The organism is Cupriavidus sp. 2KB_3 (assembly GCF_052115685.1).
GTDB classification, from domain to species: domain Bacteria; phylum Pseudomonadota; class Gammaproteobacteria; order Burkholderiales; family Burkholderiaceae; genus Cupriavidus; species Cupriavidus campinensis.
The window spans coordinates 119,605-145,266 of sequence record NZ_JBFRHD010000017.1 but is presented as its reverse complement, the minus strand read 5'-3'; the positions used below and the strand labels follow the sequence as shown (position 1 = coordinate 145,266).

The 25,662-nt window shown below is 64.6% G+C and carries 25 protein-coding genes and 1 pseudogene; 20 read left to right on the top strand and 6 right to left on the bottom strand.

The features are described 5' to 3' along the window. Window positions 1-31: 31 nt before the first annotated feature. The 10 genes from secY (at window position 32) to dsbD (ending at window position 7,686) form a co-directional block, all read left to right on the top strand. Window positions 32-1,375, top strand: coding sequence for a preprotein translocase subunit SecY (secY, locus tag AB4120_RS19140; RefSeq protein WP_144200336.1), 1,344 nt, complete (start codon window positions 32-34; stop codon window positions 1,373-1,375). Between the two features lie 25 nt (window positions 1,376-1,400). Further along, on the top strand, window positions 1,401-1,619 hold the full coding sequence (gene infA, locus AB4120_RS19135) for a translation initiation factor IF-1 (RefSeq protein WP_010812378.1): 219 nt from the start codon (window positions 1,401-1,403) through the stop codon (window positions 1,617-1,619). Between the two features lie 32 nt (window positions 1,620-1,651). Next, complete coding sequence (gene rpmJ / locus AB4120_RS19130) at window positions 1,652-1,768, top strand: 50S ribosomal protein L36 (protein ID WP_008642959.1); 117 nt, start codon at window positions 1,652-1,654, stop codon at window positions 1,766-1,768. A 19-nt stretch (window positions 1,769-1,787) separates the two neighbouring features. Beyond that, entirely contained in the window at window positions 1,788-2,153 is a 366-nt protein-coding gene (gene rpsM / locus AB4120_RS19125) for a 30S ribosomal protein S13 (RefSeq protein WP_039007551.1), read from the top strand. Window positions 2,154-2,177: 24 nt separating this feature from the next. After that, a complete protein-coding gene (gene rpsK / locus AB4120_RS19120) occupies window positions 2,178-2,579 on the top strand; it encodes a 30S ribosomal protein S11 (protein WP_008642963.1) in 402 nt (133 codons plus the stop codon). 294 nt (window positions 2,580-2,873) lie between these two features. Beyond that, on the top strand, window positions 2,874-3,497 hold the full coding sequence (rpsD, locus tag AB4120_RS19115) for a 30S ribosomal protein S4 (RefSeq protein WP_144200338.1): 624 nt from the start codon (window positions 2,874-2,876) through the stop codon (window positions 3,495-3,497). Window positions 3,498-3,672: 175 nt separating this feature from the next. After that, window positions 3,673-4,653 (top strand): DNA-directed RNA polymerase subunit alpha, encoded by a 981-nt coding sequence (locus AB4120_RS19110; RefSeq protein ID WP_092299399.1) that lies wholly within the window; start codon window positions 3,673-3,675, stop codon window positions 4,651-4,653. 150 nt (window positions 4,654-4,803) lie between these two features. After that, window positions 4,804-5,199 carry a 50S ribosomal protein L17 gene (gene rplQ / locus AB4120_RS19105; protein ID WP_011299296.1) on the top strand — a complete coding sequence of 132 codons (396 nt, stop codon included), beginning with the start codon at window positions 4,804-4,806 and terminating at the stop codon, window positions 5,197-5,199. Between the two features lie 107 nt (window positions 5,200-5,306). Next, a complete protein-coding gene (cutA, locus tag AB4120_RS19100; protein WP_149137205.1) occupies window positions 5,307-5,702 on the top strand; it encodes a divalent-cation tolerance protein CutA in 396 nt (131 codons plus the stop codon). 52 nt (window positions 5,703-5,754) lie between these two features. Then, the gene (dsbD, locus tag AB4120_RS19095) at window positions 5,755-7,686 is read left to right on the top strand and encodes a protein-disulfide reductase DsbD (RefSeq protein ID WP_441642712.1); all 1,932 of its coding nucleotides are present in this window, start codon (window positions 5,755-5,757) and stop codon (window positions 7,684-7,686) included. A gap of 7 nt (window positions 7,687-7,693) precedes the next feature. On the opposite strand, the pseudogene AB4120_RS19090 reads toward dsbD, so the two are convergent. The 3 genes and pseudogenes from AB4120_RS19090 to yihA form a co-directional block, all read right to left on the bottom strand. Next, window positions 7,694-9,005: pseudogene (locus AB4120_RS19090) on the bottom strand (magnesium transporter CorA family protein). A 9-nt stretch (window positions 9,006-9,014) separates the two neighbouring features. After that, a complete protein-coding gene (hemB, locus tag AB4120_RS19085; protein WP_149137207.1) occupies window positions 9,015-10,007 on the bottom strand; it encodes a porphobilinogen synthase in 993 nt (330 codons plus the stop codon). 289 nt (window positions 10,008-10,296) lie between these two features. Continuing rightward, window positions 10,297-10,968, bottom strand: coding sequence for a ribosome biogenesis GTP-binding protein YihA/YsxC (yihA, locus tag AB4120_RS19080; RefSeq protein WP_144200344.1), 672 nt, complete (start codon window positions 10,966-10,968; stop codon window positions 10,297-10,299). A 394-nt stretch (window positions 10,969-11,362) separates the two neighbouring features. Between yihA and AB4120_RS19075 the strand changes: the two genes are divergently transcribed. The 6 genes from AB4120_RS19075 to msrQ all read left to right on the top strand — a co-directional run bounded on the left by AB4120_RS19075 (window position 11,363) and on the right by msrQ (window position 18,210). Continuing rightward, the gene (locus tag AB4120_RS19075; RefSeq protein ID WP_144200346.1) at window positions 11,363-12,022 is read left to right on the top strand and encodes a c-type cytochrome; all 660 of its coding nucleotides are present in this window, start codon (window positions 11,363-11,365) and stop codon (window positions 12,020-12,022) included. Between the two features lie 163 nt (window positions 12,023-12,185). After that, the gene (locus AB4120_RS19070; protein ID WP_149137208.1) at window positions 12,186-14,393 is read left to right on the top strand and encodes a cytochrome c biogenesis protein ResB; all 2,208 of its coding nucleotides are present in this window, start codon (window positions 12,186-12,188) and stop codon (window positions 14,391-14,393) included. 195 nt (window positions 14,394-14,588) lie between these two features. Next, window positions 14,589-15,737: a c-type cytochrome biogenesis protein CcsB gene (gene ccsB, locus AB4120_RS19065; protein ID WP_392388522.1), complete on the top strand. Its 1,149-nt coding sequence runs from the start codon at window positions 14,589-14,591 to the stop codon at window positions 15,735-15,737. Window positions 15,738-15,948: 211 nt separating this feature from the next. Then, entirely contained in the window at window positions 15,949-16,377 is a 429-nt protein-coding gene (locus tag AB4120_RS19060; RefSeq protein ID WP_149137640.1) for a COG4315 family predicted lipoprotein, read from the top strand. Between the two features lie 139 nt (window positions 16,378-16,516). Then, window positions 16,517-17,527, top strand: a complete 1,011-nt coding sequence (msrP, locus tag AB4120_RS19055) for a protein-methionine-sulfoxide reductase catalytic subunit MsrP (RefSeq protein WP_441642709.1) — start codon at window positions 16,517-16,519, stop codon at window positions 17,525-17,527. Window positions 17,528-17,541: 14 nt separating this feature from the next. Next, on the top strand, window positions 17,542-18,210 hold the full coding sequence (msrQ, locus tag AB4120_RS19050) for a protein-methionine-sulfoxide reductase heme-binding subunit MsrQ (RefSeq protein ID WP_262389525.1): 669 nt from the start codon (window positions 17,542-17,544) through the stop codon (window positions 18,208-18,210). Window positions 18,211-18,255: 45 nt separating this feature from the next. Here msrQ and lysA read toward each other — a convergent pair whose 3' ends face one another. Beyond that, window positions 18,256-19,515, bottom strand: a complete 1,260-nt coding sequence (gene lysA, locus AB4120_RS19045) for a diaminopimelate decarboxylase (RefSeq protein WP_149137211.1) — start codon at window positions 19,513-19,515, stop codon at window positions 18,256-18,258. 31 nt (window positions 19,516-19,546) lie between these two features. Continuing rightward, complete coding sequence (lptM, locus tag AB4120_RS19040) at window positions 19,547-19,804, bottom strand: LPS translocon maturation chaperone LptM (RefSeq protein ID WP_149137212.1); 258 nt, start codon at window positions 19,802-19,804, stop codon at window positions 19,547-19,549. Between the two features lie 168 nt (window positions 19,805-19,972). Between lptM and cyaY the strand changes: the two genes are divergently transcribed. After that, the gene (gene cyaY, locus AB4120_RS19035; RefSeq protein WP_149137213.1) at window positions 19,973-20,308 is read left to right on the top strand and encodes an iron donor protein CyaY; all 336 of its coding nucleotides are present in this window, start codon (window positions 19,973-19,975) and stop codon (window positions 20,306-20,308) included. An 87-nt stretch (window positions 20,309-20,395) separates the two neighbouring features. Here the strand turns inward: cyaY and AB4120_RS19030 are convergent, their stop codons facing one another. Next, on the bottom strand, window positions 20,396-22,774 hold the full coding sequence (locus AB4120_RS19030; protein ID WP_149137214.1) for a penicillin-binding protein 1A: 2,379 nt from the start codon (window positions 22,772-22,774) through the stop codon (window positions 20,396-20,398). Between the two features lie 456 nt (window positions 22,775-23,230). Here AB4120_RS19030 and pilM point away from each other — a divergent pair, with 456 nt between their 5' ends. From pilM to AB4120_RS19015, 3 genes are read left to right on the top strand one after another with little or no spacing between them, the layout of a single operon-like run. After that, the gene (pilM, locus tag AB4120_RS19025) at window positions 23,231-24,301 is read left to right on the top strand and encodes a type IV pilus assembly protein PilM (protein ID WP_177219987.1); all 1,071 of its coding nucleotides are present in this window, start codon (window positions 23,231-23,233) and stop codon (window positions 24,299-24,301) included. A 17-nt stretch (window positions 24,302-24,318) separates the two neighbouring features. Next, a complete protein-coding gene (locus AB4120_RS19020) occupies window positions 24,319-24,966 on the top strand; it encodes a PilN domain-containing protein (protein WP_092299361.1) in 648 nt (215 codons plus the stop codon). Window positions 24,967-24,968: 2 nt separating this feature from the next. Beyond that, window positions 24,969-25,643 carry a type 4a pilus biogenesis protein PilO gene (locus AB4120_RS19015; RefSeq protein ID WP_149137215.1) on the top strand — a complete coding sequence of 225 codons (675 nt, stop codon included), beginning with the start codon at window positions 24,969-24,971 and terminating at the stop codon, window positions 25,641-25,643. The last annotated feature ends 19 nt before the right edge of the window (window positions 25,644-25,662 follow it).

Here is a 25,662-nt window from a genome sequence, read left to right as displayed (position 1 = left end):
AGCATAGGCGAAGTCACAGTCGGAGCATCGTTTGGCCACGGCGAAACCCAATGCAAGCGCGCAGGCTAGGAACACGGCGAAGTACGGCGATTTGAAGCGCCGGCTGATGTTCCTGGTGCTGGCCCTGATCGTCTACCGCATCGGTGCACATATTCCGGTGCCGGGAATCGATCCGGAACAGCTCGCGAAGCTTTTCCAGAGTCAGTCGGGTGGCATCCTCGGGATGTTCAACCTGTTCTCGGGCGGTGCGCTGTCGCGCTTTACCGTCTTCGCGCTCGGCATCATGCCGTACATCTCGGCGTCGATCATCATGCAATTGCTGACGATCGTGCTGCCGCAGCTGGAGACGCTGAAGAAGGAAGGGCAGGCAGGGCAACGCAAGATCACGCAATACACGCGCTACGGCACGGTGGTTCTGGCCACGTTTCAGGCGCTGTCGATTGCGGTCGCGCTGGAATCGCAGCCGGGTCTGGTCATCGATCCGGGCCTGATGTTCCGGGCGACGGCAGTGATCACGCTGGTGACCGGTACGATGTTCCTGATGTGGCTGGGTGAGCAGATCACCGAGCGTGGTCTGGGCAACGGCATCTCGATCATCATCTTTGGCGGTATCGCGGCGGGCCTGCCCAACGCGATCGGCGGACTGTTCGAATTGGTCCGCACGGGTTCCATGAGTGCGTTCGCGGCGATTGTCATCGTAGCGATCGTGATCGGTGTGACCTTCGCCGTGGTGTTTGTCGAGCGGGGCCAGCGCAAGATCCTGGTGAACTATGCCAAGCGTCAGGTCGGCAACAAGGTGTACGGCGGTCAGTCGTCGCACCTGCCGCTGAAGCTGAACATGGCAGGGGTGATTCCGCCGATCTTTGCATCGTCGATCATCCTGTTCCCGGCGACGATCGCGGGTTGGTTTACGTCCGAATCGACGGGCGCGGTGGGACGGTTCATCAAGGACCTGGCCGCTACGCTCTCGCCGGGCCAGCCGGTCTACATCCTGCTGTACGCTGCTGCAATTGTTTTCTTCTGCTTCTTCTATACGGCTCTGGTGTACAACAGCCGGGAAGTTGCGGATAACCTGAAGAAAAGCGGTGCCTTCATTCCGGGCATCCGTCCGGGCGAGCAAACGACGCGCTATATCGACAAGATCCTGGTGCGCCTGACGCTGGCTGGTGCGATCTACATCACACTGGTCTGCCTGTTGCCGGAATTCCTGGTGCTGCGCTGGAACGTTCCGTTCTATTTCGGCGGAACCTCGCTGCTGATCATCGTGGTCGTCACGATGGACTTCATGGCCCAGGTACAGTCCTATGTCATGTCGCAGCAGTATGAGTCGCTGCTGAAGAAGGCGAATTTCAAGGGTAATCTGACCTTGCGTTGATGCCGGGTTGGAACAGGCTCTAGGTATGGCAAAAGACGACGTCATCCAGATGCAAGGGGAGGTCCTGGAAAATCTCCCCAACGCGACGTTCCGCGTCAAGTTGGAGAACGGCCACGTAGTACTCGGGCATATCTCGGGCAAGATGCGAATGAACTACATCCGGATACTTCCGGGTGACAAGGTGACTGTCGAGCTGACCCCATATGATCTGTCACGCGCACGCATCGTCTTCCGGACGAAGTAAAGCGAACAGGAATTGAAGGAAAGAGGAAAATCATGAAAGTGCTGGCTTCTGTGAAGCGCATTTGCCGCAACTGCAAAATTATCAAGCGCAACGGTGTCGTGCGCGTGATCTGCTCGTCGGATCCCCGCCACAAGCAACGCCAAGGCTAATCGGAAAGAGGATTGACGAATGGCACGTATCGCAGGGGTTAACATCCCGAACCACAAGCATACCGAAATCGGCCTGACGGCTATTTACGGTATCGGCCGCTCGCGCGCTCGCAAGATTTGCGAGGCCACCGGTGTTCCGTTTGACAAGAAGGTCAAGGACCTGACCGACGCCGACCTGGAAAAGCTTCGTGACGAAGTGGGCAAGGTCACGGTCGAGGGTGACCTGCGTCGTGAAACCACGATGAACATCAAGCGTCTGATGGACCTTGGTTGCTATCGTGGCGTCCGTCACCGCAGGGGCCTGCCGATGCGCGGCCAGCGTACCCGCACGAACGCCCGCACCCGCAAGGGTCCGCGTAAGGCCGGCGTGGCTCTGAAGAAGTAAAGCCGAAGGCATAGGAAGAAACTAATGGCAAAAGGTCCGAACAACGCCGCCCAGCGCGCGCGTAAGAAGGTCAAGAAGAACGTTGCCGACGGCATTGCGCACGTCCACGCTTCGTTCAACAACACCATCATCACGATCACCGACCGTCAGGGCAACGCCCTGTCGTGGGCGACCGCCGGTGGCCAGGGCTTCAAGGGTTCGCGCAAGTCGACCCCCTTCGCTGCCCAGGTTGCTGCCGAGAACGCCGGCCGCGTGGCGCAAGACCAGGGTATCAAGAACCTGGAAGTGCGCATCAAGGGCCCCGGTCCTGGTCGCGAATCGGCTGTCCGCGCACTGAACGCGCTGGGCATCAAGATCGCTGTCATCGAAGATGTGACGCCGGTGCCGCACAACGGCTGCCGTCCGCCGAAGCGCCGCCGTATCTAAGCGCCCGGTTGGTCGGGAGGCGAGCAAGGTTTCTCGCTCGTCCCCCGAGATGTGGTAGTATCGCGCGTTGACCTGCTGCAATTCATTGCGGCAGGTTTTCGTTTTGCGTTCGCGCTTTGCAGGGTGCCAGGCAACTGGTGCGCTCGGCATGGGCGATATCGTCATGCTTTTGCGTTGCCTCCGCGTGGCCTAGGCCGTTGCGGATGAAGAACCATAAGCCCACCGTCCGTCACATGCAGATGACGGACTCGCGGCGCGTCCGAATGGCGTCGCGATCGATCAAAGGAAGATAAAGTGGCACGTTATACCGGCCCGAAGGCCAAACTTTCCCGCCGCGAAGGCACCGATCTGTTCCTGAAGAGCGCCCGTCGCTCGCTGGCCGACAAGTGCAAGCTGGACAGCAAGCCGGGCCAGCACGGCCGCACCTCGGGTGCCCGTACGTCCGACTACGGCAACCAGCTGCGTGAAAAGCAGAAGGTCAAGCGTATCTACGGCGTGCTCGAGCGCCAGTTCCGTCGCTACTTCGCCGAAGCCGACCGCCGCAAGGGCAACACGGGTGAAAACCTGCTGCAACTGCTGGAATCGCGTCTGGACAACGTCGTGTACCGCATGGGCTTCGGCTCGACCCGCGCTGAAGCGCGCCAGCTCGTGTCGCACAAGGCGATCCTGGTGAACGGCGTGGCCATGAACGTGCCGTCGGCCCAGATCAAGTCGGGCGACATCATCACCGTGCGCGAACAGTCGAAGAAGCAAGTGCGTATCGCTGAAGCGCTGTCGCTGGCCGAGCAGTCGGGTTTCCCGACCTGGGTGGCCGTGGATTCGAAGAAGTTCGAAGGCACCTTCAAGCAAGCCCCGGATCGCACCGATATTTCGGGCGACATCAACGAAAGCCTGATCGTCGAATTGTATTCGCGTTAATCGCCGAATCGATCATCGGACGATTCAGCGCTTGCCCCTACCGCAAGGCTTCGCTTTCAGCCCGACGCGCCGTTTGGCGCGTCGGGCTTATTGCCCATCGTGCGATGGGATTTTCAGGTTCCAAACGTCAGCCTTATCGGTGTAACGAGCCGAGGGTATTGAAAAGGACAACCTAATGCAAACAGCACTCCTCAAGCCAAAAATCATCGCCGTCGAACCGCTTGGCGACCATCACGCCAAAGTCGTGATGGAGCCGTTCGAGCGCGGCTACGGCCATACGCTCGGTAACGCCCTGCGTCGCGTGCTGCTGTCGTCGATGGTCGGCTATGCCCCGACCGAAGTCACGATCGCTGGGGTGGTCCACGAGTATTCCACCATCGATGGCGTGCAAGAAGACGTCGTCAACCTGCTCCTCAACCTGAAGGGCGTGGTGTTCAAGCTGCACAACCGCGACGAAGTCACGGTGTCGCTGCGCAAGGATGGCGAAGGCGTGGTCACGGCTGCCGATATCGAGCTGCCGCACGACGTCGAGATCATCAACCCGGGTCACGTGATCGCCCATCTGTCTGCCGGCGGCAAGCTGGACATGCAGATCAAGGTCGAGCAAGGCCGCGGCTATGTGCCGGGCAACGTGCGCAAGTTCGGCGACGAGTCGGGCAAGGTCATCGGCCGTATCGTGCTGGACGCATCGTTCTCGCCGGTCCGCCGCGTGTCGTACGCCGTGGAGTCCGCTCGTGTGGAACAGCGTACCGACCTGGACAAGCTGGTGATGAACATCGAAACCGACGGCGTGATCTCGCCCGAGGAAGCGATTCGTCAGTCGGCTCGTATCCTGGTTGACCAGCTGTCCGTGTTCGCCGCGCTGGAAGGCACCGAGTCGGCCGCCGAGGCGGCGTCGAGCCGCACGCCGCAGATCGATCCGATCCTGCTGCGCCCGGTGGACGACCTCGAGTTGACGGTGCGTTCGGCCAACTGCCTGAAGGCCGAAAACATCTACTACATCGGCGATCTGATCCAGCGAACCGAGAACGAACTGCTCAAGACCCCGAACCTGGGTCGCAAGTCGCTGAACGAGATCAAGGAAGTCCTCGCCTCCCGTGGCCTGACGCTCGGCATGAAGCTCGAGAACTGGCCGCCCGCAGGTCTGGAGAAGTAATTGGCGGTGCGGGATTCCGGCAACGGGGTCCCGCCTGTCATCGCGCCAAGGGCATGTCGCCTGCGGCATTGAAGCACTACCGGCCCGCGCCCGTGCCCATGCATTGGCGATAGAAGAGCTGGTCAAACACTGAAATCGAAAGGAATCATCATGCGTCACCGTCATGGTTTGCGGAAACTGAACCGCACCTCGTCGCACCGTCTCGCGATGCTGCGCAACATGTCCAACTCGCTGTTCCAGCACGAGCTGATCAAGACGACCCTGCCCAAGGCCAAGGAACTGCGCAAGGTTGTCGAGCCCCTCATCACGCTGGCCAAGAAGGACACCGTTGCCAACCGCCGTCTGGCTTTTGCCCGTCTGCGCGACCGCGACATGGTCACCAAGCTGTTCACCGAACTGGGCCCGCGCTACAACGCTCGTCCGGGCGGCTACACCCGTATCCTGAAGTTCGGCTTCCGTCAGGGCGACAACGCGCCGATGGCGCTGGTCGAGCTGGTGGATCGTCCGGAAATCACCGAAGCCCCGGCTGAAGAAGCTGCGGAATAAGTGATGGCCGTGCCCGTCCTCGCTGACGGGCAATCGAGCACCGCTTTACAATCGAGCCAGGCTTTTGCCTGGCTCGATTGTTTTTGGCGACGTTTTCCGAGAATCACATGACCGTTTCAGAATCCGCTCATATCCAGCCGGCCGGCGAGGCGGCAGAATCGGTACTGGTAGCGATGACGAACCTGCCGGACGAGGCGTCAGCAACGCGTGTGGCGCGCGCAGTGCTGGAGGCTCGCGTGGCCGCCTGCGTGAACCGGCTCGCGCCGTGCCAGTCCGAGTACTGGTGGCAGGGCAAGCTGGAGCAGGCGCAGGAATGGCCGTTGTTGATCAAGACCACGCGCGCCCAGTATGCGGGCCTCGAAGCGGTAATCCGCGCGGAGCATCCTTATGATGTCCCGGAGCTCGTCGCCTGGCCGGTCGGAGCAGGTTCTGCGCCATATCTGGCGTGGGTGCGGGAGGAAGCCAGCGGCAAGCCCGCTGGCGACGCCGCCGCACCGCGCTAACACATTGAAGCATCGGAAAAGCGACATGGGATCGACGGGAACGGCTATCGGCATGGGGTGGGGCGCCGGAGCGGGATGGCAAATGCGGGGTCGGCGGGTGCGGCAAATCGTCGCAACGCTGCTGATGCTGTGCGCCTGCCTGCTGCTCGGGCACGTGGCCCATGCCGCGACCGAGGAGGATTTTCTGCCGCCCGAGAAGGCGTTCCGATTCGCGGCGAAACAGGTGGACCCGCAGACGATCGAAGTCCGCTTTGATGTGGCGGACGGTTACTACATGTACCGTGAGCGCTTTGCATTCGCCACGCAGCCGGCCACGGTCAAGCTCGGGCCGCCGGTGTTGCCGCAAGGTCAGGTCCATTTCGACGAGAACTTCGGCAAGAACATGGAGACCTATCGTGGCAGCGTGGCGGTGCGCGTGCCCGTGATCCAGGCCCCTGCCGATGGCCGTTGGTCCCTGGTGGTGACCTCGCAGGGCTGCGCGGACAAGGGGCTCTGCTATCCGCCGATGGAGAGCATCTACAAGGTGGGCGGGTCGGTACTCGGCAACCTGTTCGGCGACCGTGCGACCCCCGCGCCTGCCACGCAGGCGCCGACAGCGCCCGAACCACCCGCCGCATCCGCCCAATTGCCGCAGGTAACAACCGGGGCCGCCGTCGCGCTCCGGGACGACAACGATCGGATCGCCGGGGCACTGGCGAGCCGCAACCTGGGCCTCATCGCCGCGCTGTTCTTCGGACTGGGCCTGCTGCTGACCTTCACGCCGTGCGTGCTGCCCATGGTGCCGATCCTGTCGTCGATCGTCGTGGGCGAGCATGTGACGCGCGGTCGGGCGCTGCTGGTCTCGCTGGCCTATGTACTGGGGATGGCGGTGGTCTACACCGCCGTGGGTGTGGCGGCCGGCCTCGCCGGCGAAGGGCTTTCCGCCGCGCTGCAGAACCCGTGGGTGCTGAGCGCATTCGCCGCGCTGATGGTGGCGCTGGCGCTGTCGATGTTCGGCCTCTATGAACTGCAATTGCCCCAGCGCTGGCAGACGCGGCTCACGGCCTCGTCCAACCAGCGCCAGAGTGGGCAGATCTTCGGGGCGGCGGCCATGGGGGCGATCTCGGCCCTGATCGTCGGCCCGTGCGTCACCGCGCCGCTGGCCGGTGCGTTGGCCTACATCGCCCAGACTGGCGACGCGTTCACCGGCGGTGCAGCGCTGTTTGCGATGGCCATTGGCATGGGGGTGCCCCTCGTGTTGGTGGGCGTGGGCGCCGGCAACCTGCTGCCCCGCGCAGGCAAGTGGATGGAAGCTACCAAGCGCTTCTTCGGATTCCTGCTACTGGGGGTCGCGCTCTGGATGGTGACACCCGTTGCGCCCGTATGGGGCGTGATGGCTGCCTGGGCCGCCTTGTTGATCGTGGCGGCGGTCTACCTGGGGGCCTTCGATGCGCTGGGCCCTGATCCGCGTGGGCTGATGCGGCTGGGCAAGGGCCTTGGCCTGCTGGCCGCGCTGGCGGGCGCTATTCAGCTGGTGGGGCTCGCATCGGGGGGACGGGACCCGCTGCAGCCGTTGTCTCACCTTGGGCTGGTGACCTCCGGTGCCGCGTCGCAGGTGCGTGCGGATCACATTTCTTTCGAACGCATCCGGTCGGTGGCGGAACTCGACGCCCGCGTGGCGCAGGCAGCCGCCAGCGGCCGGCCAGTATTGCTCGACTTCTATGCCGACTGGTGCGTGAGTTGCAAGGAAATGGAGAAACTGACGTTTCCCGATGCGAAGGTGCGCGCCCGGCTTACTGATGTTGTCCTGTTGCAGGCTGACGTCACCGCGAACAATGCCGACGACCGCGCGCTGCTGAAGCGCTTCGGGCTGTTCGGGCCCCCCGGCATCATCCTGTTCGGCCCTGACGGACGCGAGCGCCCGGTCCGCGTGATCGGTTATCAATCCGCCACACGCTTCCTGGATAGCCTCGAACGCGCGCTCGGCACCAAGACGCGTACCTGAACCAGCGTCAACGGTCCAACCAGCGGCCCATCGCCCAGATCGCGCCGATGGTGGCCACCACGCCGCCCATCAGGCCGATCGACCACCAGAATCCGTTCGCCTCCCGCAGCCACGGCATCCGGTCGAAATTCATGCCAAACACGCCGGTAATCAGGGTCAGCGGCATGAACAGCGCGGTGATGACGGTCAGCGTGCGCATGGTGCGATTGGTCCGGTGGGCCACCGCCGAGAAGTGGATCTGCACCGCCGACTCGATCGAGTCCTCCAGCCGCCGCGCGTGGGCCAGCACGCGCAGGATGTGCTCCATCAGGTCCGCGATGCGGACCAGCAGGACCTCATCCCGGCCTGCCACCACAGTGCCTTCGCTTCCGTCGGCGGCTTGGGGATCATTGCTGCTGTAGCGATTGTCGAGCAGGCTGTCGCGGAACTCCTGCAGCGCGTCGCGTTGCTCCTCGCTCAGGTGCTCGAGCCGGCGCAGTTGGATCCGCGCGTCGAGCAGGCCCTCCCAACTCGAAAAATTCTTCTGCGTGCTGAGCAGGGCGCGTTGCCAGCGATCCAACTGGCGAGTGAGCGGCGCGCGCAGGTCGAGGTAGCGGTCCACCATCGCATTGAGCAGCCGCAGCATCAGGTCCTCGGGGCGCGTGGGCGGCCGCACGCCGTGCACGAGCGACGTCTGGCCATTGGTGCGCGCGAGGGGCGCCGCATAGTTCGAGCAGCCGCTGTCGGACCTGGTCGACGGTCCTGGAGGGCCCGGGGCGCACCGTCACCAGCACGCTGTCGAAGACGAAGAAGGTCACCGGCTGGGTGTCGATGCGGGCTAGCGCCGGCAGGAAGCCGGCCGGATACTTGCGTGCCGGCTTCTGCGGCGTGCTGGCCGGTGCCACAGGCACCGCCGCTACAGTCACGGGTGCCGCAGGCGAGCCCGCCACGGCAGCGATCCCCGCCGCCGGCTCGACCGAGGCCCCGGGCGTACTCACCGCTGCGCCCGATGCCACGCCGCTTGCGGCGTCAGCTTCCGCGAAGAGCCTGCTCGTTTCAAACGTGAGCTTGCGGAAGATCATCATGTCGTACGCATTGGTCGTGTCAAAGAACGACGGATGCGTGGGATTGATGGCATCGACCAAGTGGAGGTCGTGGATCGGCGAGCCGGTCAGGCCCGCCAGACGATCGCGCCACGCGGCCGGCGCCGGGCTGACTTCGTCGAAGAGGAAGTCGGCCCAGACAAAGCGCGCGGCGGCGTTGCCGGCCAGGAAGTCGTGGGCCTCGTCCAGCGTGGCCAGCGGACGGACCTGGCTGGCCGAGAAGCCAAGCAGTTGCATGCGCGGGGATCAGCCGGCCAGCAGCCGCGCGGCGTCACGCGCGAAATAGGTCAGGATGCCATCGGCGCCGGCCCGACGGAACGCCAGTAGCGACTCCATCATGACCTTGTCGTGGTCCAGCCAGCCGTTCTGGGCCGCCGCCTTGAGCATGGCGTACTCGCCGCTCACCTGGTAGACGTAAGTCGGGAAGCGGAACTCGTCCTTCACGCGCCGCACAATGTCCAGGTAGGGCATGCCGGGCTTCACCATGACCATGTCGGCGCCTTCCATGATGTCCTGGGCCACCTCGCGCAGCGCCTCGTCCGTGTTGGCGGGGTCCATCTGGTAGGTCATCTTGTTGCCCTTGCCCAGGTTGGCCGCCGAGCCCACCGCGTCGCGGAACGGGCCGTAGAACGCCGACGCATACTTGGCCGAGTACGCCATGATGCGCGTGTGGATGTGTCCGGCGTCTTCCAGCGCCGCGCGCACGGCGCCGATGCGGCCGTCCATCATGTCCGACGGTGCGACGATGTCCACGCCGGCTTCGGCCTGCACGAGCGCCTGCTTGACGAGGATCTCCACCGTGATGTCGTTGATTACATACCCGTTGTCGTCGAGCACGCCGTCCTGGCCATGGCTGGTGTACGGGTCCAGCGCCACGTCGGTCAGCACACCCAGTTCGGGGAAGCGCTCCTTCAGCGCCCGCACCGCACGCGGCACCAGGCCTTCGGGGCGCGTCGCCTCGATGCCATCCGGGGTCTTGATCGACGGATCGATGACAGGGAACAGCGCGATCACCGGAATGCCGAGCTTCACGCAGTCCTCGGCGATGGGCAGCAGCAGGTCCACCGACACGCGCTCCACGCCTGGCATCGACGCCACTTGCTGGCGCTGGTTCTGCCCTTCCAGGATGAAGACCGGGTAGATCAGGTTGTCGGGCGAGAGACGATTCTCACGCATCAGACGGCGCGAAAAGTCGTCGCGACGCATGCGGCGGGGGCGGTACTCGGGGAAAGTGGACATGTCGGGATCGAGGCAGATAACTGGACGAAAGCGGGACGAAATGCGAGACGAATGCGCGGCGCGCGTCACCGCGAAACCCCGCGGCAGGCCATCTCGATCGCGCGCCGAAAGAAAAACTAAACTTTTGTGCCTGCCCGCTATCATACTCGCGGACACCTTGTGTTGCTTCGCGCAGCGCGGGTGTCCCCCGCTACTCCTCCCTGAGCGGGTACCCGCCCTGAACCGGTGGGAAAGTTCGTCCCCGTTGCTTGCAACGGGGCTTTTTTTTGCCGGTTCGATAGGGAACGATTCAGGCGGCGGGCGCCTCCGGGGCCACGGGCGGCTGGGCCTCGGGCAAGGACAGCCATCCGGCCACCACGCGCTGGGCTTCCTCGATGCCGCGACGCTTGAGGCTCGAGAAGAGCTGGGCGCTCATCGGCGGCGGATTGTTCATCTGGGCCGAGTATTCGGCCAGGATGCGGCGCGTCTCGCGCAGCGCATTGGCGTTTTCGTTGTTCGTCAGCTTGTCGGCCTTGGTCAGCAGCACGTGGATCGGCCGCCCCGTGGGCAGGAACCACTCCACCATCTGGCAGTCGAGGTCCGTGAAGGGGCGGCGTGCGTCCATCATCAGCACCAGGCCGGCCAGCTGCTGGCGTGTCTGCACATAGTCGGACAGCAGGCCCTGCCAGTGGAACTTGGCCGAACCGGACACCTCGGCGTAGCCATAGCCGGGCAGGTCGACGAGGAAGGCCAGCGGGTCCGGCGCCTTCACCGGCGCCACCGAGAAATAGTTGATGTGCTGCGTGCGGCCGGGCGTGCGCGAGGAGAACGCGAGCCGCTTCTGGTTGCACAGGATGTTGATGGCCGTGGACTTGCCGGCGTTGGAGCGGCCGGCGAAGGCCACCTCGGGCACGGCCGTGGCGGGCAGGTCGCGGAGGTGGTTGACGGTAATAAAGAAGCGGGCCTGGTGTAGGAGCGACATGCGGGCGGTGCGTTGAAGCACGGTGAGGCGTTGAGGCGGACGAGCGCGCGCGCCGTGGGCGCGCGGGCGGATTGCTCGCGCCGCGGGAAGGAGAGCCGGGACGGCTGGTGCGCCGGAGCCACACGGGCAGGGCCAAGACCTGAGCCAAGTCAATCCGGAAAGCGATTTATTGTACAATAACCCGGTTTACGGTCTCCTGAGCGGGTGACGTGTGGCATCCTTGCGGGTTGTAGTGCGGGGTGCCCAGTCCGGTCCGGGGCACCTTCGTGTATCCGGTTCCATCGTGGTCGGATGCACGATGCTCAGGCTCTTGCAATAAGGCGCGTCCTCACCGCCAGCAGGGGCAGATCGGCATGCATTACGGTGTTCATAACAATTCTGACAAGGTGTGCGAATGAACCGCATTGCGAAACTTCTGGGAGTCATGGCGCTGGCTGTTCCGGCTGCCGCGATGACAGGGCTGGCATCTGCCGCAGAGCAGGCCGCCGCCAAGGCTGATCCCGCCAAGGGCGAAACGCTGTATACCCAGGGCGCGCCCGATCGCAATGTTCCCGCATGTCTTTCCTGCCACGGCGCCGCCGGCAATAGCGGCGCGGCCGCCAATCCCAAGCTGGCAGGCCAGCAGGCCGAGTACACTCACAAGCAGCTTGCCGATTTCAAGGCCAAGACACGTTCCAACGCCATCATGACGCCGTATGCGTCCGCCCTGAGCGACCAGGAAATGAAGGACGTCGGCGCGTACCTGGCCAAGCAGCAACTGAAGCCGGCCACGGCCAAGAACAAGGAAACGATCGAGGCTGGCCAGAAAATCTACCGCGGCGGCATCGCGGCCAAGGGTGTGCCCGCGTGCGCGGCCTGCCATGGTCCGACCGGCGCCGGCATTCCGGCCCAGTACCCGCGCATCGGCGGTCAGTACTCCGAGTACACCGAAGCGCAACTGGTGGCGTTCCGCCAGGGCACCCGCAAGAATAATTCGGTCATGAGCACGATCACAGCCAGGATGTCGGATGCCGAGATCAAGGCCGTGGCGGATTACGTCGCTGGCGTCCGTTAAAGTCGTACCGGCCTACGCGCCGCGGCACCTCCAGGGGTGAACCGGACGCGCGGGCAACAATCGAAGAGGGTGGCCTGCTTGCAAGCGGGACCACCCTTTTTTCATGTTTTTGCGACGTCAGCCGCATGCTGCACCGGCATTACCCAGAAACCTGTCACCGCCCATGTCCACCCCATCCACTTCAGGGCTGCACCTGAAGACTCCCCACCGCGTGCTGCGCGACGGCGTGGAATTGCTGTCCTCGATGCGCTTCGCCATCACGCTGCTGACGGTGATCGCCGTCGCCAGCATCATCGGCACGGTGCTCAAGCAGAACGAGCCGTATCCGAACTACGTCAACCAGTTCGGGCCGTTCTGGGCGGACCTGTTCCACGCGCTGTCGCTCCAGAAGGTCTACAGCTCCTGGTGGTTCCTGCTGATCCTGGCTTTCCTCGTGATATCCACGTCGCTGTGCATCACCCGCAACGGCCCGCGGATGATTGCCGACATGCGCTCGTGGAAGGACCATGTGCGCGAACGCAGCCTGCGCGCGTTCCACCATCGTGCCGAGTACGAGGCTCCGCGCAGTCGTGACGAGGCGGTGGGCCGGCTGACCGCACTGCTGCGCAACCGTGGCTACCGCGTGAAGCCGGTGGCGCACGAGGGCGCCACGCTCCTGGCGGCCAAGGCCGGGGCGGCGAACAAGCTCGGCTATATCCTGGCGCACACGGCCATCGTGGTGATCTGCATTGGCGGCCTGCTCGATGGCGACATGCTGATTCGCGCCCAGATGTGGTTCGGCGGCAAGAGCCCGATCGACGGCAACGCCATCATCAGCGAGATTCCGGCCAAGCACCGGCTGTCGGCGAGCAATCCTGGGTTCCGGGGCAATGCCTTCGTGCCCGAGGGCGCCACGGTGTCCACAGCCATCCTGAACATTGCCGACGGCGCGCTGGTCCAGGACCTGCCGTTCACGATCACGCTCAAGAAATTCTCGGTGGATTACTACACCACGGGCATGCCTAAGCTGTTCGCCTCGGACGTGGTGGTGACGGACCGCGCCACAGGCAAGCAGACCGAGGCGACGATCAAGGTCAATGAGCCGCTGATCGTCGATGGCGTGGCAATCTACCAGTCGAGCTTCGAGGATGGCGGCTCCAAGCTCAAGTTCGTGGGCTATCCGATGTCGGGCGCCGCGCACGGCACCTTCGCGCTGGCCGGCACGGTGGGCGGCAATACCAAGCTGGCCGGCACCGGTACCGGGGCGGACCAGGACGGCCTGACCGTCGAATTCAGCGATTTCCGACTGATGAACATCGAGAACGTCACCGATGCTTCGGGCAAGCCCGACGCCCGTGGCGTGGCGCGCAAGTCGCTGAACCAGACGCTCGAACAGCACCTGGGCGCGGCGGCCAGCACGGACAAGGACAAGACGCTGCGCAACGTCGGCCCGTCGGTGCAATACAAGCTCCGCGACCGCACCGGCCAGGCGCGTGAATACAACAACTACATGGTGCCGGTGCAGTTGGAGGGCCAGTCGGTGTTCCTGGCGGGCATGCGGGAGTCGCCGAGCGAGGCGTTCCGCTACCTGCGTATTCCGGCCGACGACCAGAACAGCGTGGCCGACTGGATGCGCCTGCGTGCCGCGCTGCAGGACAGCGCGATGCGTGGCGAGGCCGCGCGCCGCTTTGCGGCCATCTCGATGCCCGGCGCCGACAAGGACACGCTGCGCAAGCAACTCGCCGAGAGCGCCCAGCGCGCAATGGATCTGTTCGCCGGCGCCACGCGCAGCGCGCCCGATGCGCCGCCGGGCGGCTTTACCGCCATCGCCGCGTTCCTCGAAAAGTCCGTGCCGCCCGCCGAGCAACAGAAGGCGGCCGATGTGCTGCTGAGGATTCTCAATGGCTCGATGTGGGAATTGTGGCAACTGTCGCGCGAACGCGACGACCTGCCGGCGATCGCCAACGATGCGAAAAGCGGCGCCTTCCTGCAGCAGGCCATCAACACGCTGTCGGACAGTTTCTTCTACGGCGCGCCGGTTTTCTTGCAGCTTGATGACTTCCAGCAAATCAAGGCCAGCGTGTTCCAGATGACGCGTGCGCCGGGCAAAAACATCGTGTATCTTGGCTGTTTGCTACTGGTTCTTGGCGTTTTTGCGATGTTCTACATCCGCGAGCGGCGCGTGTGGATCTGGATCAAGGACAGTGCCGCGCAGGGGCCGGACAATGCAGCGCAGCAGGCCGGCAGTCATGTGCTGATGGCCATGTCGACGCAGCGCCGGACAATGGATTTCGAGAAGGAGTTCACGGCCTTGCGCGACGACATCGGACGCGCCTCGGGCGCCGGGCCATCGCCGGAGACGCGCCCGTCAGCCGATCCGTCGGCACATTGATGCGCACCGATCACTGGGATTCATGGCATCAATGCCCGGTGATATGCAGGTGCGATCGATATAGTACATATGCATAACTCCCAAAAGCGCAGGAAATAGAGCAGGAATGTCATGTCGTCCAATGTCAACCACGCCAACCCGGGCCTGAGCCCGTCGCGCGCCAGCAGTAACGCCGCCAATGTCGCCAACGCCACGATGGCGATGGACGCGTCTGAGGCCTACCTCGAACCCTCGTTCCTGCGCCGGCTGGGCTGGCTCGACTGGGCCTTCGCACTGTTGCTGGCGGTGGGCGCGGGGTTTGCGCTCACACGCTACGGCGCCTGGATGAATGTGTACGACAAGGCCGTGCTGGTGGCCGCCGTGCCCACCTTCGCGCTGCTTGGCTGGCACTGGAAGCCGGTGCGGCCGCTAATGGTCGGCATGGCCGTGCTGGCGCTGTTCGCGATCCAGCTCTATCAGGGCAACCTCGCCCGCGCCGAGCAGGCCTTCTTCCTCAAGTACTTCCTGTCGAGCCAGTCGGCCATCCTGTGGATGAGCGCGCTGGTCTTCCTGTCCACGCTGTTCTACTGGATTGGCTTCTCGGCGCGGTCCGATACCGGGTCGAGCCTCGGCAGCAAGCTGCTGTGGGCAGCCGTGGTGCTCGGCTTCACTGGCTTGCTGGTGCGCTGGTACGAGTCCTACCTGCTCGGCGCGGACATCGGCCATATTCCCATCTCGAACCTGTACGAAGTCTTCGTCCTGTTCACATTGATCACCTCGCTGTTCTACCTCTATTACGAAAGCCACTACGCCACGCGCGCGATGGGGCCGTTCGTGATGCTGGTGGTGTCGGCGGCGGTGGGATTCCTGCTCTGGTACACGGTCAGCCGCAATGCGCAGGAGATTCAGCCGCTGGTGCCGGCGCTGCAAAGCTGGTGGATGAAGATCCACGTGCCGGCCAACTTTATCGGCTATGGCACGTTCGCGCTGGCTGCGATGGTATCGGTGGCGTACCTGCTCAAGGAGCGCGGGATCCTGGCTGAGCGGCTGCCGTCGCTGGAGTTGCTCGACGATGTCATGTACAAGGCCATCGCGGTCGGCTTCGCGTTCTTCACCATCGCCACGATCCTGGGCGCGCTCTGGGCCGCCGAGGCCTGGGGTGGGTACTGGAGCTGGGATCCGAAGGAGACCTGGGCGCTGATCGTCTGGCTCAACTACGCGGCGTGGCTGCATATGCGCCTGATGAAGGGCCTGCGCGGCACGGTGGCGTCGTGGTGGGCGCTGGTCGGACTGCTGGTGACGACCTTCGCGTTCCTGGGCGTCAACATGTTCCTCTCGGGTCTGCACAGCTACGGCGAACTCTGACCCGACATTCCTGGTTGGATCGACGAAGGCCCGCTCTCCGTAGCGGGCCTTTTTCTTTGCGGCTCGCCCATAAAAATGACGTATTCGCCTCTTATTGGCGTCTGCACCACATTTTTTTAACTTTTCGGGAATAAACAGATCACATCAGGTGTTTACTGAGGAAGTACGGCGTCGACTGGCGGCGCCGCCCTGGAGAAAAGGAGACCCAATGATGACCACTCATCGTCACACCGCTGCATCGCTGCTGCGTCCCGCCCTGCTGGCCGTGGCTTCCGCGTCCGTCGTGCTGCTGGGCGCGTGTTCCAGCATGGGCATGGGCGGCGGCAGCATGCCTCCGACCGTCAAGGTGACGAACGGCGCGCTGACCGATCCGCAGGGCCTGACGCTGTACACGTTCGACCGCGACCCGGCGAACGGCGGCAAGAGCGTCTGCAACGCCACTTGCGCGACCAACTGGCCGCCGCTGCTGGCGGAACCGGGTACCAGCGGCTCGGGTAGCTACACCATCATCACGCGTGACGACGGCACCCGCCAGTGGGCCTACAAGGGCATGCCGCTGTACCGCTTCGCCAAGGACGCCAAGGCTGGCGACCGCACCGGCGACAACCTCAACAACGTTTGGCACGTGGCCAAGCCCTGACCGTCCACGCATGGCTCCCCGGGCCACGTCCGGGGAGATGTCGGACGGCAAACGGTGGGGAAATAGTTGTCAGGTTTCCCCGCACCATCCGACCAAGCCCCATGTCCAACAGAACATGCGGCCATCAGGAACTCCCATCATGTTGATCCCCTCCCCCAAATGGCTTCGTGGTGACGATATCGCCACGTCCGAGATCACCCCGCGCCATATCTTCGAATCGCGTCGTCGCCTGCTCGCGCTGGCCGCCGCCGGCGCCGCGGGCAGCGCGCTGACACCGTGGTTCGCGCGGGAGGCGTTCGCACAGGCAGGCCCGGGCAAGGGCCAGCGCCTGGCGGCCACGCCGAACAACAGCTACGTGATCACCGAGAAGCGCACGCCCTACGAGGACGTGACCACGTACAACAATTTCTACGAGTTCGGCACGGACAAGTCGGATCCGGCCCGCAACGCCGGCACGTTGCGTCCGCGGCCGTGGCAGGTGTCGGTGGAAGGGCTGGTCAAGCATCCGAAGGTCTACGACATCGACGAACTCGTGAAGCTCGCCCCGCAGGAGGAGCGCGTCTATCGGTTGCGCTGCGTGGAGGGGTGGTCGATGGTGATTCCGTGGATCGGCTATCCGCTCGCCGAACTGATCCGCCGCGTGGAGCCGCTTCCCGGGGCGAAGTTCGTCCAGTTCATCACGCTGGCCGACAAGAAGCAGATGCCCGGCATCAGTAGCTCCGTGCTCGACTGGCCGTATAGCGAAGGGCTGCGCATGGACGAGGCGATGCACCCGCTGGCGCTGCTCACCTTCGGCCTGTACGGCGAGGTGCTGCCGAACCAGAACGGCGCGCCGGTGCGCATGGTGCTGCCGTGGAAGTACGGCTTCAAGAGCGCCAAGTCCATCGTCAAGATCCGCTTCCTGGACAAGCAGCCGCCCACCAGCTGGAACCTGGCCGCACCGAATGAGTATGGCTTCTATTCGAATGTGAACCCGGACGTCGATCACCCGCGCTGGAGCCAGGCCACCGAGCGGCGCATCGGCGAAGAGAAGGGCGGCGGCGGGTTCTCCGCGCTGTTCGCGCCCAAGCGCAAGACGCTGCCGTTCAACGGCTACGGAGCGCAAGTGGCGTCGCTGTATCAGGGCATGGATCTGAAGAAGAACTTCTGATGGCGGAGCCGGACATGATCGCGAATCAAGCCACGGTGTCACGCGCGCCGCCCGCTCCCCGCGCCGGCGGGCTGGCGACGCTGTCGCCTTCGGGCGTACGCGCCATCAAGGTGCTGGTGTGGATGCTGGCGCTGCTGCCGTTCGCCCGGTTGCTATACCTCGGCGTCACGGCGCAGTTCGGCGCCAATCCGCTCGAATTCGTCACGCGATCCACCGGAACGTGGACGCTGGTCATGCTCTGCGTCACGCTGGCCATCACGCCGCTGCGCCGCTTCACCGGGTGGAACTGGCTGATCAAGCTACGGCGCATGCTCGGGCTCTTCGCGTTCTTCTACGCCGTGCAGCACTTCCTGCTGTGGCTGGGCGTGGATCGCGGGTTCGACGTCGCGTACATGATCAAGGACATCGCAGAACGTCCATTTATCACGGTCGGGTTTGCCGCGTTCGTGCTGTTGGTGCCGCTGGCGGCCACGTCGACCAACGGTATGGTCAAGCGCCTGGGCGGCAAGCGGTGGCAGGCGCTGCACAAGGCGGTCTATGCGATCGCGGTGCTCGGCATCCTGCATTTCTGGTGGCACAAGGCGGGCAAGAACGACTTCAGCGAAGTGTCGATCTACGCCGCCGTGGTGTTCGTGCTGCTAGGCCTGCGGATGTGGTGGTGGGCGCGCAAGCGCGCCGCGTAGCGAAGACGGCGCGCCCCCCGCCGGGGGCAGAGGGGCGCCGCGGGATCAGCCCTTGAGCAGATGCTCGCCCTTGAACAGGTCGGCCGGCAGTTCGCGCTCGCGCACCAGGTGCACGGTGTCGCCATCGACCATCACCTCGGCGGCGCGGCCCCGGGTGTTGTAATTGGAACTCATCACAAAGCCATAGGCGCCGGCTGACATCACCGCCAGCAGGTCCCCCGGCTGCACGGCCAGCACGCGGTCGCGGCCAAGCCAGTCGCCCGATTCGCACACCGGGCCCACCACGTCATAGGTCACGGGCGCGTCGGCGCGCGGCGCCACGGGCTCGATCCGGTGGTAGGCCTCGTACATCGCCGGGCGGGCCAGGTCGTTCATCGCCGCATCGACGATGCAGAAGTTCTTGGCTGCGCCGGGCTTCAGGAATTCCACCTGCGTCAGCAGCGCGCCGGCGTTACCGACCAGCGAGCGGCCCGGCTCGAACAGTACCTCGCGGTGGCCGTGGCCACGGGCGGCCACGCGGTCCAGCAGCGTGGTAGCGAAGCCGGTGATGTCCGGCGGGGTTTCGTCGGCATAGGTGATGCCGAGGCCACCGCCCACGTCGATATGGTCCAGGCGGATGCCCTCGCGCTCGAGCGCTTCCACCACGTCGAGCACCTTGTCGAGCGCTTCCAGATAGGGCGCCACTTCCGTGATCTGCGAGCCGATATGGCAGTCGATGCCGACCACCTCCAGGTGCGGCAGCGCGGCGGCAGCGCGGTAGGTCGGCAGTACGTCCTCGAACGCCACGCCGAACTTGTTGCCCTTGAGACCGGTTGAGATATAGGGATGCGTCTTGGCATCCACGTCCGGATTGATCCGCAGCGACACGCGTGCGCGCTTGCCCAGCCGGCCGGCCACGGCGTTCAGCCGGTCCAGTTCTGGGATTGATTCGACGTTGAAGCCGCGTACGTCGTGCGCCAGCGCCAGCGCCATGTCGGCCTCGCTCTTGGCCACGCCCGAGAACACCACCTTGCGCGGGTCGCCGCCGGCGGCCAGCACGCGCAGCAGTTCGCCGCCGGACACGATATCGAAACCGGCGCCCAACTGGGCGAAGACCTGCAGCACGGCCAGGTTCGAATTGGCCTTCACGGCGAATTGCACATGCGCGTTGCGGCCCTTGCAGGCGGCGGCGTAGGCCTGGTAGGCCGTGGTCAGCGCGGCGCGCGAGTAGACGTAGGTCGGCGTGCCGAACTCGGCCGCGATACGGGCCAGCGGCACTTGTTCGACAGCCAGGGCGCCGTCGCGGCGGGTAAAGAAATCAGTCATGTTCAGCGTGCGGAGGGGCGAGGCGCCCGGGTTACTTCGTCGAATTCGTGGTCGTGGCCGGTTCGGCGGGAACCGGCGCGCTGGTGGCGGGTTCGCCCATCGGCCGTGCCGGCGCCACCGCGCCCGTCTGGCCCAGGCCCGGATCGGGCACCGTGGGCGGGGTCGGGGCGGGCGGTACCCGGGGCATGGTCAACGGGCCGCGAACGCCGCATCCGGCCAGGGTCATCACGAGTGTGGCGGCAAACGCCGATACAATCGCACCACGACGCAGCTTCGGGGAGTCCTTCATTGTCTGAATGCCTTGGATGGCTTGGGGTGACTTTCTGGATGGCTGGCGAAACGGCCCGGAATCCGCAGGAATCCGCGGCAAATCCCGACAATTTTCCATTTTTCCGCCAGCCGGATCGCGCTCCGGGACGTCTGTCCGGGCGCGCTGCCGGCGGCCTTGGAGTGTAGCATGCCCCCCCTCACCGAAAGCGAGTTCCTGGTACTGGCCGGCAAGGCCCTGGACCGGCTGGAAGCCGATATCGAAGCCGCCGCCGATGCGGCCGATGCCGATGTCGAGATCAACCGCACCGGCAATGTCATGGAGCTGGAATTCGAGGATGGCTCGAAGATCATCGTGAACAGCCAGGCGCCGATGCAGGAACTGTGGGTGGCGGCCAAGGCCGGCGGTTTCCACTTCCGCCACGACGGCGCCAAGTGGATGGATACGCGCAGTGGCGCTGAACTGTACGCGGCGCTCTCCACCTATATGAGCCAGCAGGCGGGCACCACGCTGACGCTCGGCTGAGACCCTTCGGTCCCGACCAACAAAAAACCGGCCACGAGGGCCGGTTTTTTGTTGGGGCGAAAATAATCGTCCGGACTGTTCTGGCACTCAGGCGCCGCCGAACATCTCCAGGATCTTGCGCTTCTCGGCTTCGGTATCCTGCACCGGGCGCGCGCTCTCGTCGGGTTTGCCGGGCCACGGATCGCCCAGTCCCACCGAGGCCACGCCGGCACCCGCCGCGTTCTCCTCGAGCGTCCAGTCGCCGGCCACCATCACCACGCCCTCCGGCGGCTGCCGATCGGGGCTCTCGGGCACGCCCTTGAGCGCCTTGCTCATATAACTGACCCAGATCGGCAGCGCCAGGCCGCCACCGGTTTCGCGCACGCCCAGGCTCTTGGGCTGGTCGTAGCCCATCCACGCGATCGCCACGAGTTTCGGCGTGTAGCCGGCGAACCAGGCATCCACGGCATCGTTCGTGGTACCGGTCTTGCCGGCCATGTCGTTGCGGCCCAGGCGCTGCTTGGCCGGGTTGGCCGTGCCGCTGCGCACCACCTCGCGCAGCATGCTGTCGGCGATGAACGCGGTGCGGGCGTCCAGCACGCGCACGGCGTCCTGGCCGGCCTTTTGCGGACGGGTCTCGGAGATCACGTTGCCGCGCGAATCCACCACGCGCTGGATCAGGTACGGATTGACGCGATAGCCGCCGTTGGCGAACACCGAGTAGGCGCCGGCCATCTGGAGCGGCGTCACCGCGCCGGAGCCCAGCGCCATCGGCAGGTAGGCTGGGTGCTTGTCGGCCTCGAAGCCGAACCGCGTGATGTAGTCCTGCGCGTACTGGGTGCCGATGGCGCGCAGAATTCGTACGGATACGAGGTTCTTCGACTTGGCCAGCGCGCGGCGCATCGTCATCGGGCCCTCGAACTTGCCGTCGTAGTTCTTCGGCTCCCAGACCTGGCCGCCGGTGTCCGGGCCGATCGTCAGCGGGGCGTCGTTGATCACCGTGGCGGGCGAGAAGCCCTTCTCCAGCGCGGCCGTGTAGATGAACGGCTTGAAGCTGGAGCCCGGCTGGCGCCAAGCCTGCGTCACGTGGTTGAACTTGTTGCGGTTGAAATCGAAGCCGCCGACCATCGCCCGGATCTCGCCATCTTCAGGATTCAACGAGACGAAGGCGGCCGCCACCTCGGGCAGCTGGGTGACGGACCACGTGTTGTCCTTGGCATCCTGCGTGACGCGGATGATCGCGCCGGGGCGGATCTTGACCTTCGGCTGGGCATTGGCCGACAGGGACGGCGCGATAAACCGCAGCGCCGTGCCTTCGATCGTCGCCACCTCGCCAGAGAGCAGTGTGGCGCGCACCTGTTTCGGCGTCACGCTGGTGACCACGGCCGAGCGCAGGTCGTCGCTGCCCGGGTGCTCCACCAGAGCGTCGTCGATGGCCTGTTCGCGTTCGGACGGATTCGACGGCAGGTCGATGAACGCCTCCGGGCCGCGATAGCCGTGCTTGCGCTCGTAGGTCATGATGCCGCCGCGCACGGCGTCGTAGGCGGCATCCTGGTCAGCCTTGTTCAGCGTCGTGTAGACGTTGAGGCCGCGCGTATAGGTTTCCTCGCGATATTGTGCGTACATGAGCTGGCGCACGATTTCCGCGACATATTCGGCATGGGTGGAGAACTCGTTGCCCTCGCCACGCACCTTCAGCTCCTCGCGCACGGCCTGGTCGTACTGCTCCGGTGTGATGTAGCCGAGGTCGCGCATGCGCTGGAGGATGTATTCCTGGCGCACCTTGGCGCGGCGCGGATTCACCACGGGGTTGTAGGCCGACGGCGCCTTCGGCAGGCCGGCCAGCATGGCGGCTTCCGCCGGCGTCACGTCCTTGATCGACTTGCCGAAGTAGACCCGCGCGGCGCTGGCGAAGCCGTAGGCGCGCTGACCCAGGTAGATCTGGTTCATGTACAGCTCGAGGATCTGGTCCTTGGTCAGGTTCGCCTCGATCTTGTACGCCAGCAGCATCTCGTAGATCTTGCGCGTGTAGGTCTTCTCGCTCGAGAGGAAGAAGTTGCGCGCCACCTGCATGGTGATGGTGGAAGCGCCCTGCGACAGCCCGCCGCGCAGGTTGGCCAGCCCGGCGCGCAGCACGCCCACGAAGTCCACGCCGCCGTGCTCGTAGAAGCGGTCGTCCTCGATCGCGAGCACGGCCTTCTTCATGACGTCCGGGATCTCGGTGATCGGCACGAAGTTGCGGCGCTCCTCGCCGAACTCGCCGATCAGCACGTTGTCAGCCGTGTAGATCCGCAGCGGGATCTTCGGGCGGTAGTCGGTGATGGTGTCCAGCGACGGCAGGTTGGGCGCGGCCACCACCAGCGCATAGCCCACCAGCAGCGCCACGGCGACGAGCCCGGCGACAAGCAGTCCGATCAGCCCGAACATGATCCGCGCCCAGAGCGGACGGCGGACGGGAAGGGACGGCTTCTGTTGTGCTGTGGCCATAAGGGTTTACCTAATCAGAGTGCCCGGATTATATCGTCGGGGATGGGGCGCCCCCGGTGCGCCGTGCCGCAAAAGGCGCTATCGCGCTGTTACAAGATGTAATCCTGTTGAGATCAGGTTGTCACGACGCGCAGGTCTTTGGCGCAGGGCGGGTTGGCGGGTGTCACGGAGGAGGGGGGCAGCCGGGAGGCCGATTTGGCGCCAACGATGCTGTGGCGCGACGCTATGTAACGGGCCTGAGGTGGACCGTGGGATTTTGGCAACGCTTTCGCGCGGCCCGTCTGAAAAAGAAAGCGTGGTCAGATCGGCACATTGCGCGCGCCTCTGCTTTTTGTGAGAATCCACGAACATAAAAGAGCAAACGTTTCATCCAAGAAACTAACTGGCTCGCCCCATTAGAGCAGTCATGCCGTGGGCGAGTTCAAATGTCAGGGGGTCACCTTGCGACGGGGCATCTTGTCGGGTCTTCTGCGCCGGACTACGGTCGGCGTGGATATCGGGTCGTCCAGCGTCAAGGTCGTGGAGCTGTCCGTTGGGGCGGGCAAACACGACTTCAGGCTGGAAAAATGCGCCAGCGAACTGCTGGACCGCAACGCCGTTGCCGATGGCAACGTCGTCAACATCGAGGCCGTGGGCATCGCGCTGAAGCGAGCCCTTGGCAAGGCCGGTATTCGTACCAAGGACGTTGTCCTTGGCGTGCCGTCCATGCTGACGGAATCTCAGACTGTCAGTCTTCCGGACAACCTGTCCGAGGACGAACTCTATTCGCAGGTCGAATCGGAGGCGCACCGCCTCTATCCGCCTTCCCAGGCGGTGAATTTCGACTTCGCGGTGATTGGCCCCAACGAGACCGAAGGCGGGATTGGCGTGCGCGTGACGGCCGCCAACAGCGATCGCGTGCAGGAGCGGGTGACGGCGGCCGAAATGGCTGGCCTGAAACCGCAGGTGATGGATGTCGAGGAGTACGCCGTGCAGCGCTCGGTCGTACAGATGCTCGGTGTGCCGTCCTCCCTGACCGAGACCGACGCCAAGGATCTCCCCGTGGTCGCCGTCATCCACCTCGGTGGCAGTCGCTCCAAGGCGATCTTCTACCAGGGCTGGAAGGAACTCTACGAACAGCCCCTGAACAGCTACGGCGACCAGCTCACGCAGAGCGCCGCGCGCATGTTCACGCTGGATGCCCTCAAGGCCGAGATCAAGAAGCGCAAGAACACGCTGCCTGAGGCGTGGCGCGCGCAATTGCTCAAGCCGTCGCTGGAAGCCCTGGCGATGGAAGTGCAGGGCGCCATCGGCAACTTCGTAGCCAGTTCCAGCCTGGGCCGGGTCGACGAGATCCTGCTCTCGGGCGGACATGCCTCGCTGCTGGGGGTGCAGGCCGCCATCCAGCAGCAGACGCAGATCACTACCACGCTGGCCAATCCTTTCGCCAACATGATGACCGCAGGCAACGTCAACGAGCGCTATCTCCAGCGCGACTTGCCGGCCTACATCGTCAGTGCGGGACTGGCATTGCGCGGGCTGCAATAACCCACGGGGGGAGAAGCATGTCCACGACGACGAACACCATCCCGTCGGTCAACCTGCTGCCGTATCACGAGGCCCGCAAGGCCGCGCGGCGCAAAAAGGTCTATTCGCTCCTGGGCGGCGCGGCAGCCGCCGGGGCGGTCATCGTGCTGATCGGCGGGTTCTATATCGACTCGCAGATCGAGGCCGTGACGGCGCGCAATGCCGTGCTGCAGCAGGCCAACACGCAGATGGACGGCCAGATTCGCGAGGTCAACACGCTCAAGAAGGATATCGAGGCCCTGCTGGACCGTCAGCGCGCCATCGAAAGCCTGCAGGCGGAGCGCAACCTGCCCGTGCAGCTGCTCGAGGAGCTGGTGCGCCAGGTGCCGGAAGGCGTCTACCTGACCAGCCTGAAGCAGACCGGCGACAGCTTTGTCATGGCTGGCGTGGCGCAGTCCAACGAGCGCGTGTCCGAACTGCTACGCAATATCGACCAGGTGACGTGGCTCGACCGCGCCGAACTGGTGGAATCGAAGGCCGTGACGATGACCAACAACCTGCGCGAGCAGCGCCGGCTGTTTGATTTCTCGATGCGGTTCTCCTATCGCGCGCCGGAAGTGCCCGGCGACAAGAAGAAGGGCGCCGCGTCCGATGCCGCGGCCAAACCTGCAGCGGGGAAGGTCTGATCATGGCGCTCAATTCGGATATTTCCTTGCAGGACATCACCGCGCAGTTCCGCGGCCTGAACCTGAACGAGCCCGAGACCTGGCCGGCCGCGCCGCGCCTGCTGTTCTCGACGCTGGCCGCCGTCATCGTGCTGGTGCTCGGCTGGCAGTTCTACTGGAGCGACAAGAACACCGAACTCGACCGCAAGCACGCGGAGCACGAGACGCTGAAGCAGTCGTTCAAGACCAAGGTGGCGCAGGTGGCCAACCTGGACGCACTGCGTGCCCAGAAGGTGGAAGTGGAAAAGCGCGTGGCGCTGGCCGAGCGCCAGTTGCCGAACAGCACGGAGATGGATGCGCTGCTGGCTGACGTGAACCATGCCGGCGTGGCGCGCGGTCTCCAGTTCGAGCTGTTCAAGCCGCAGCCCGCCGCCATCAAGCCGTATTTCGCCGAAATTCCGGTGAACCTGAAGGTCACCGGCCGCTATCACGACGTCGCGCTGTTCAACGCGGACGTGGCGGCGCTCTCCCGGATCGTTTCGATGCGCAACCTGAACATGGCGGTGGCCAAGGACGGCACGTTGTCGATGGAAGCGCAGGCCATGGCCTACCGCGCCCTGGACCCGGACGAGCAGGCCGCCCAGCGCCGCGCCGCCGCGGATGCCGCCGCCAAGAAGGCCAAGGGAGGTGCCAAGTGATCCGGCTGACACATCGCCC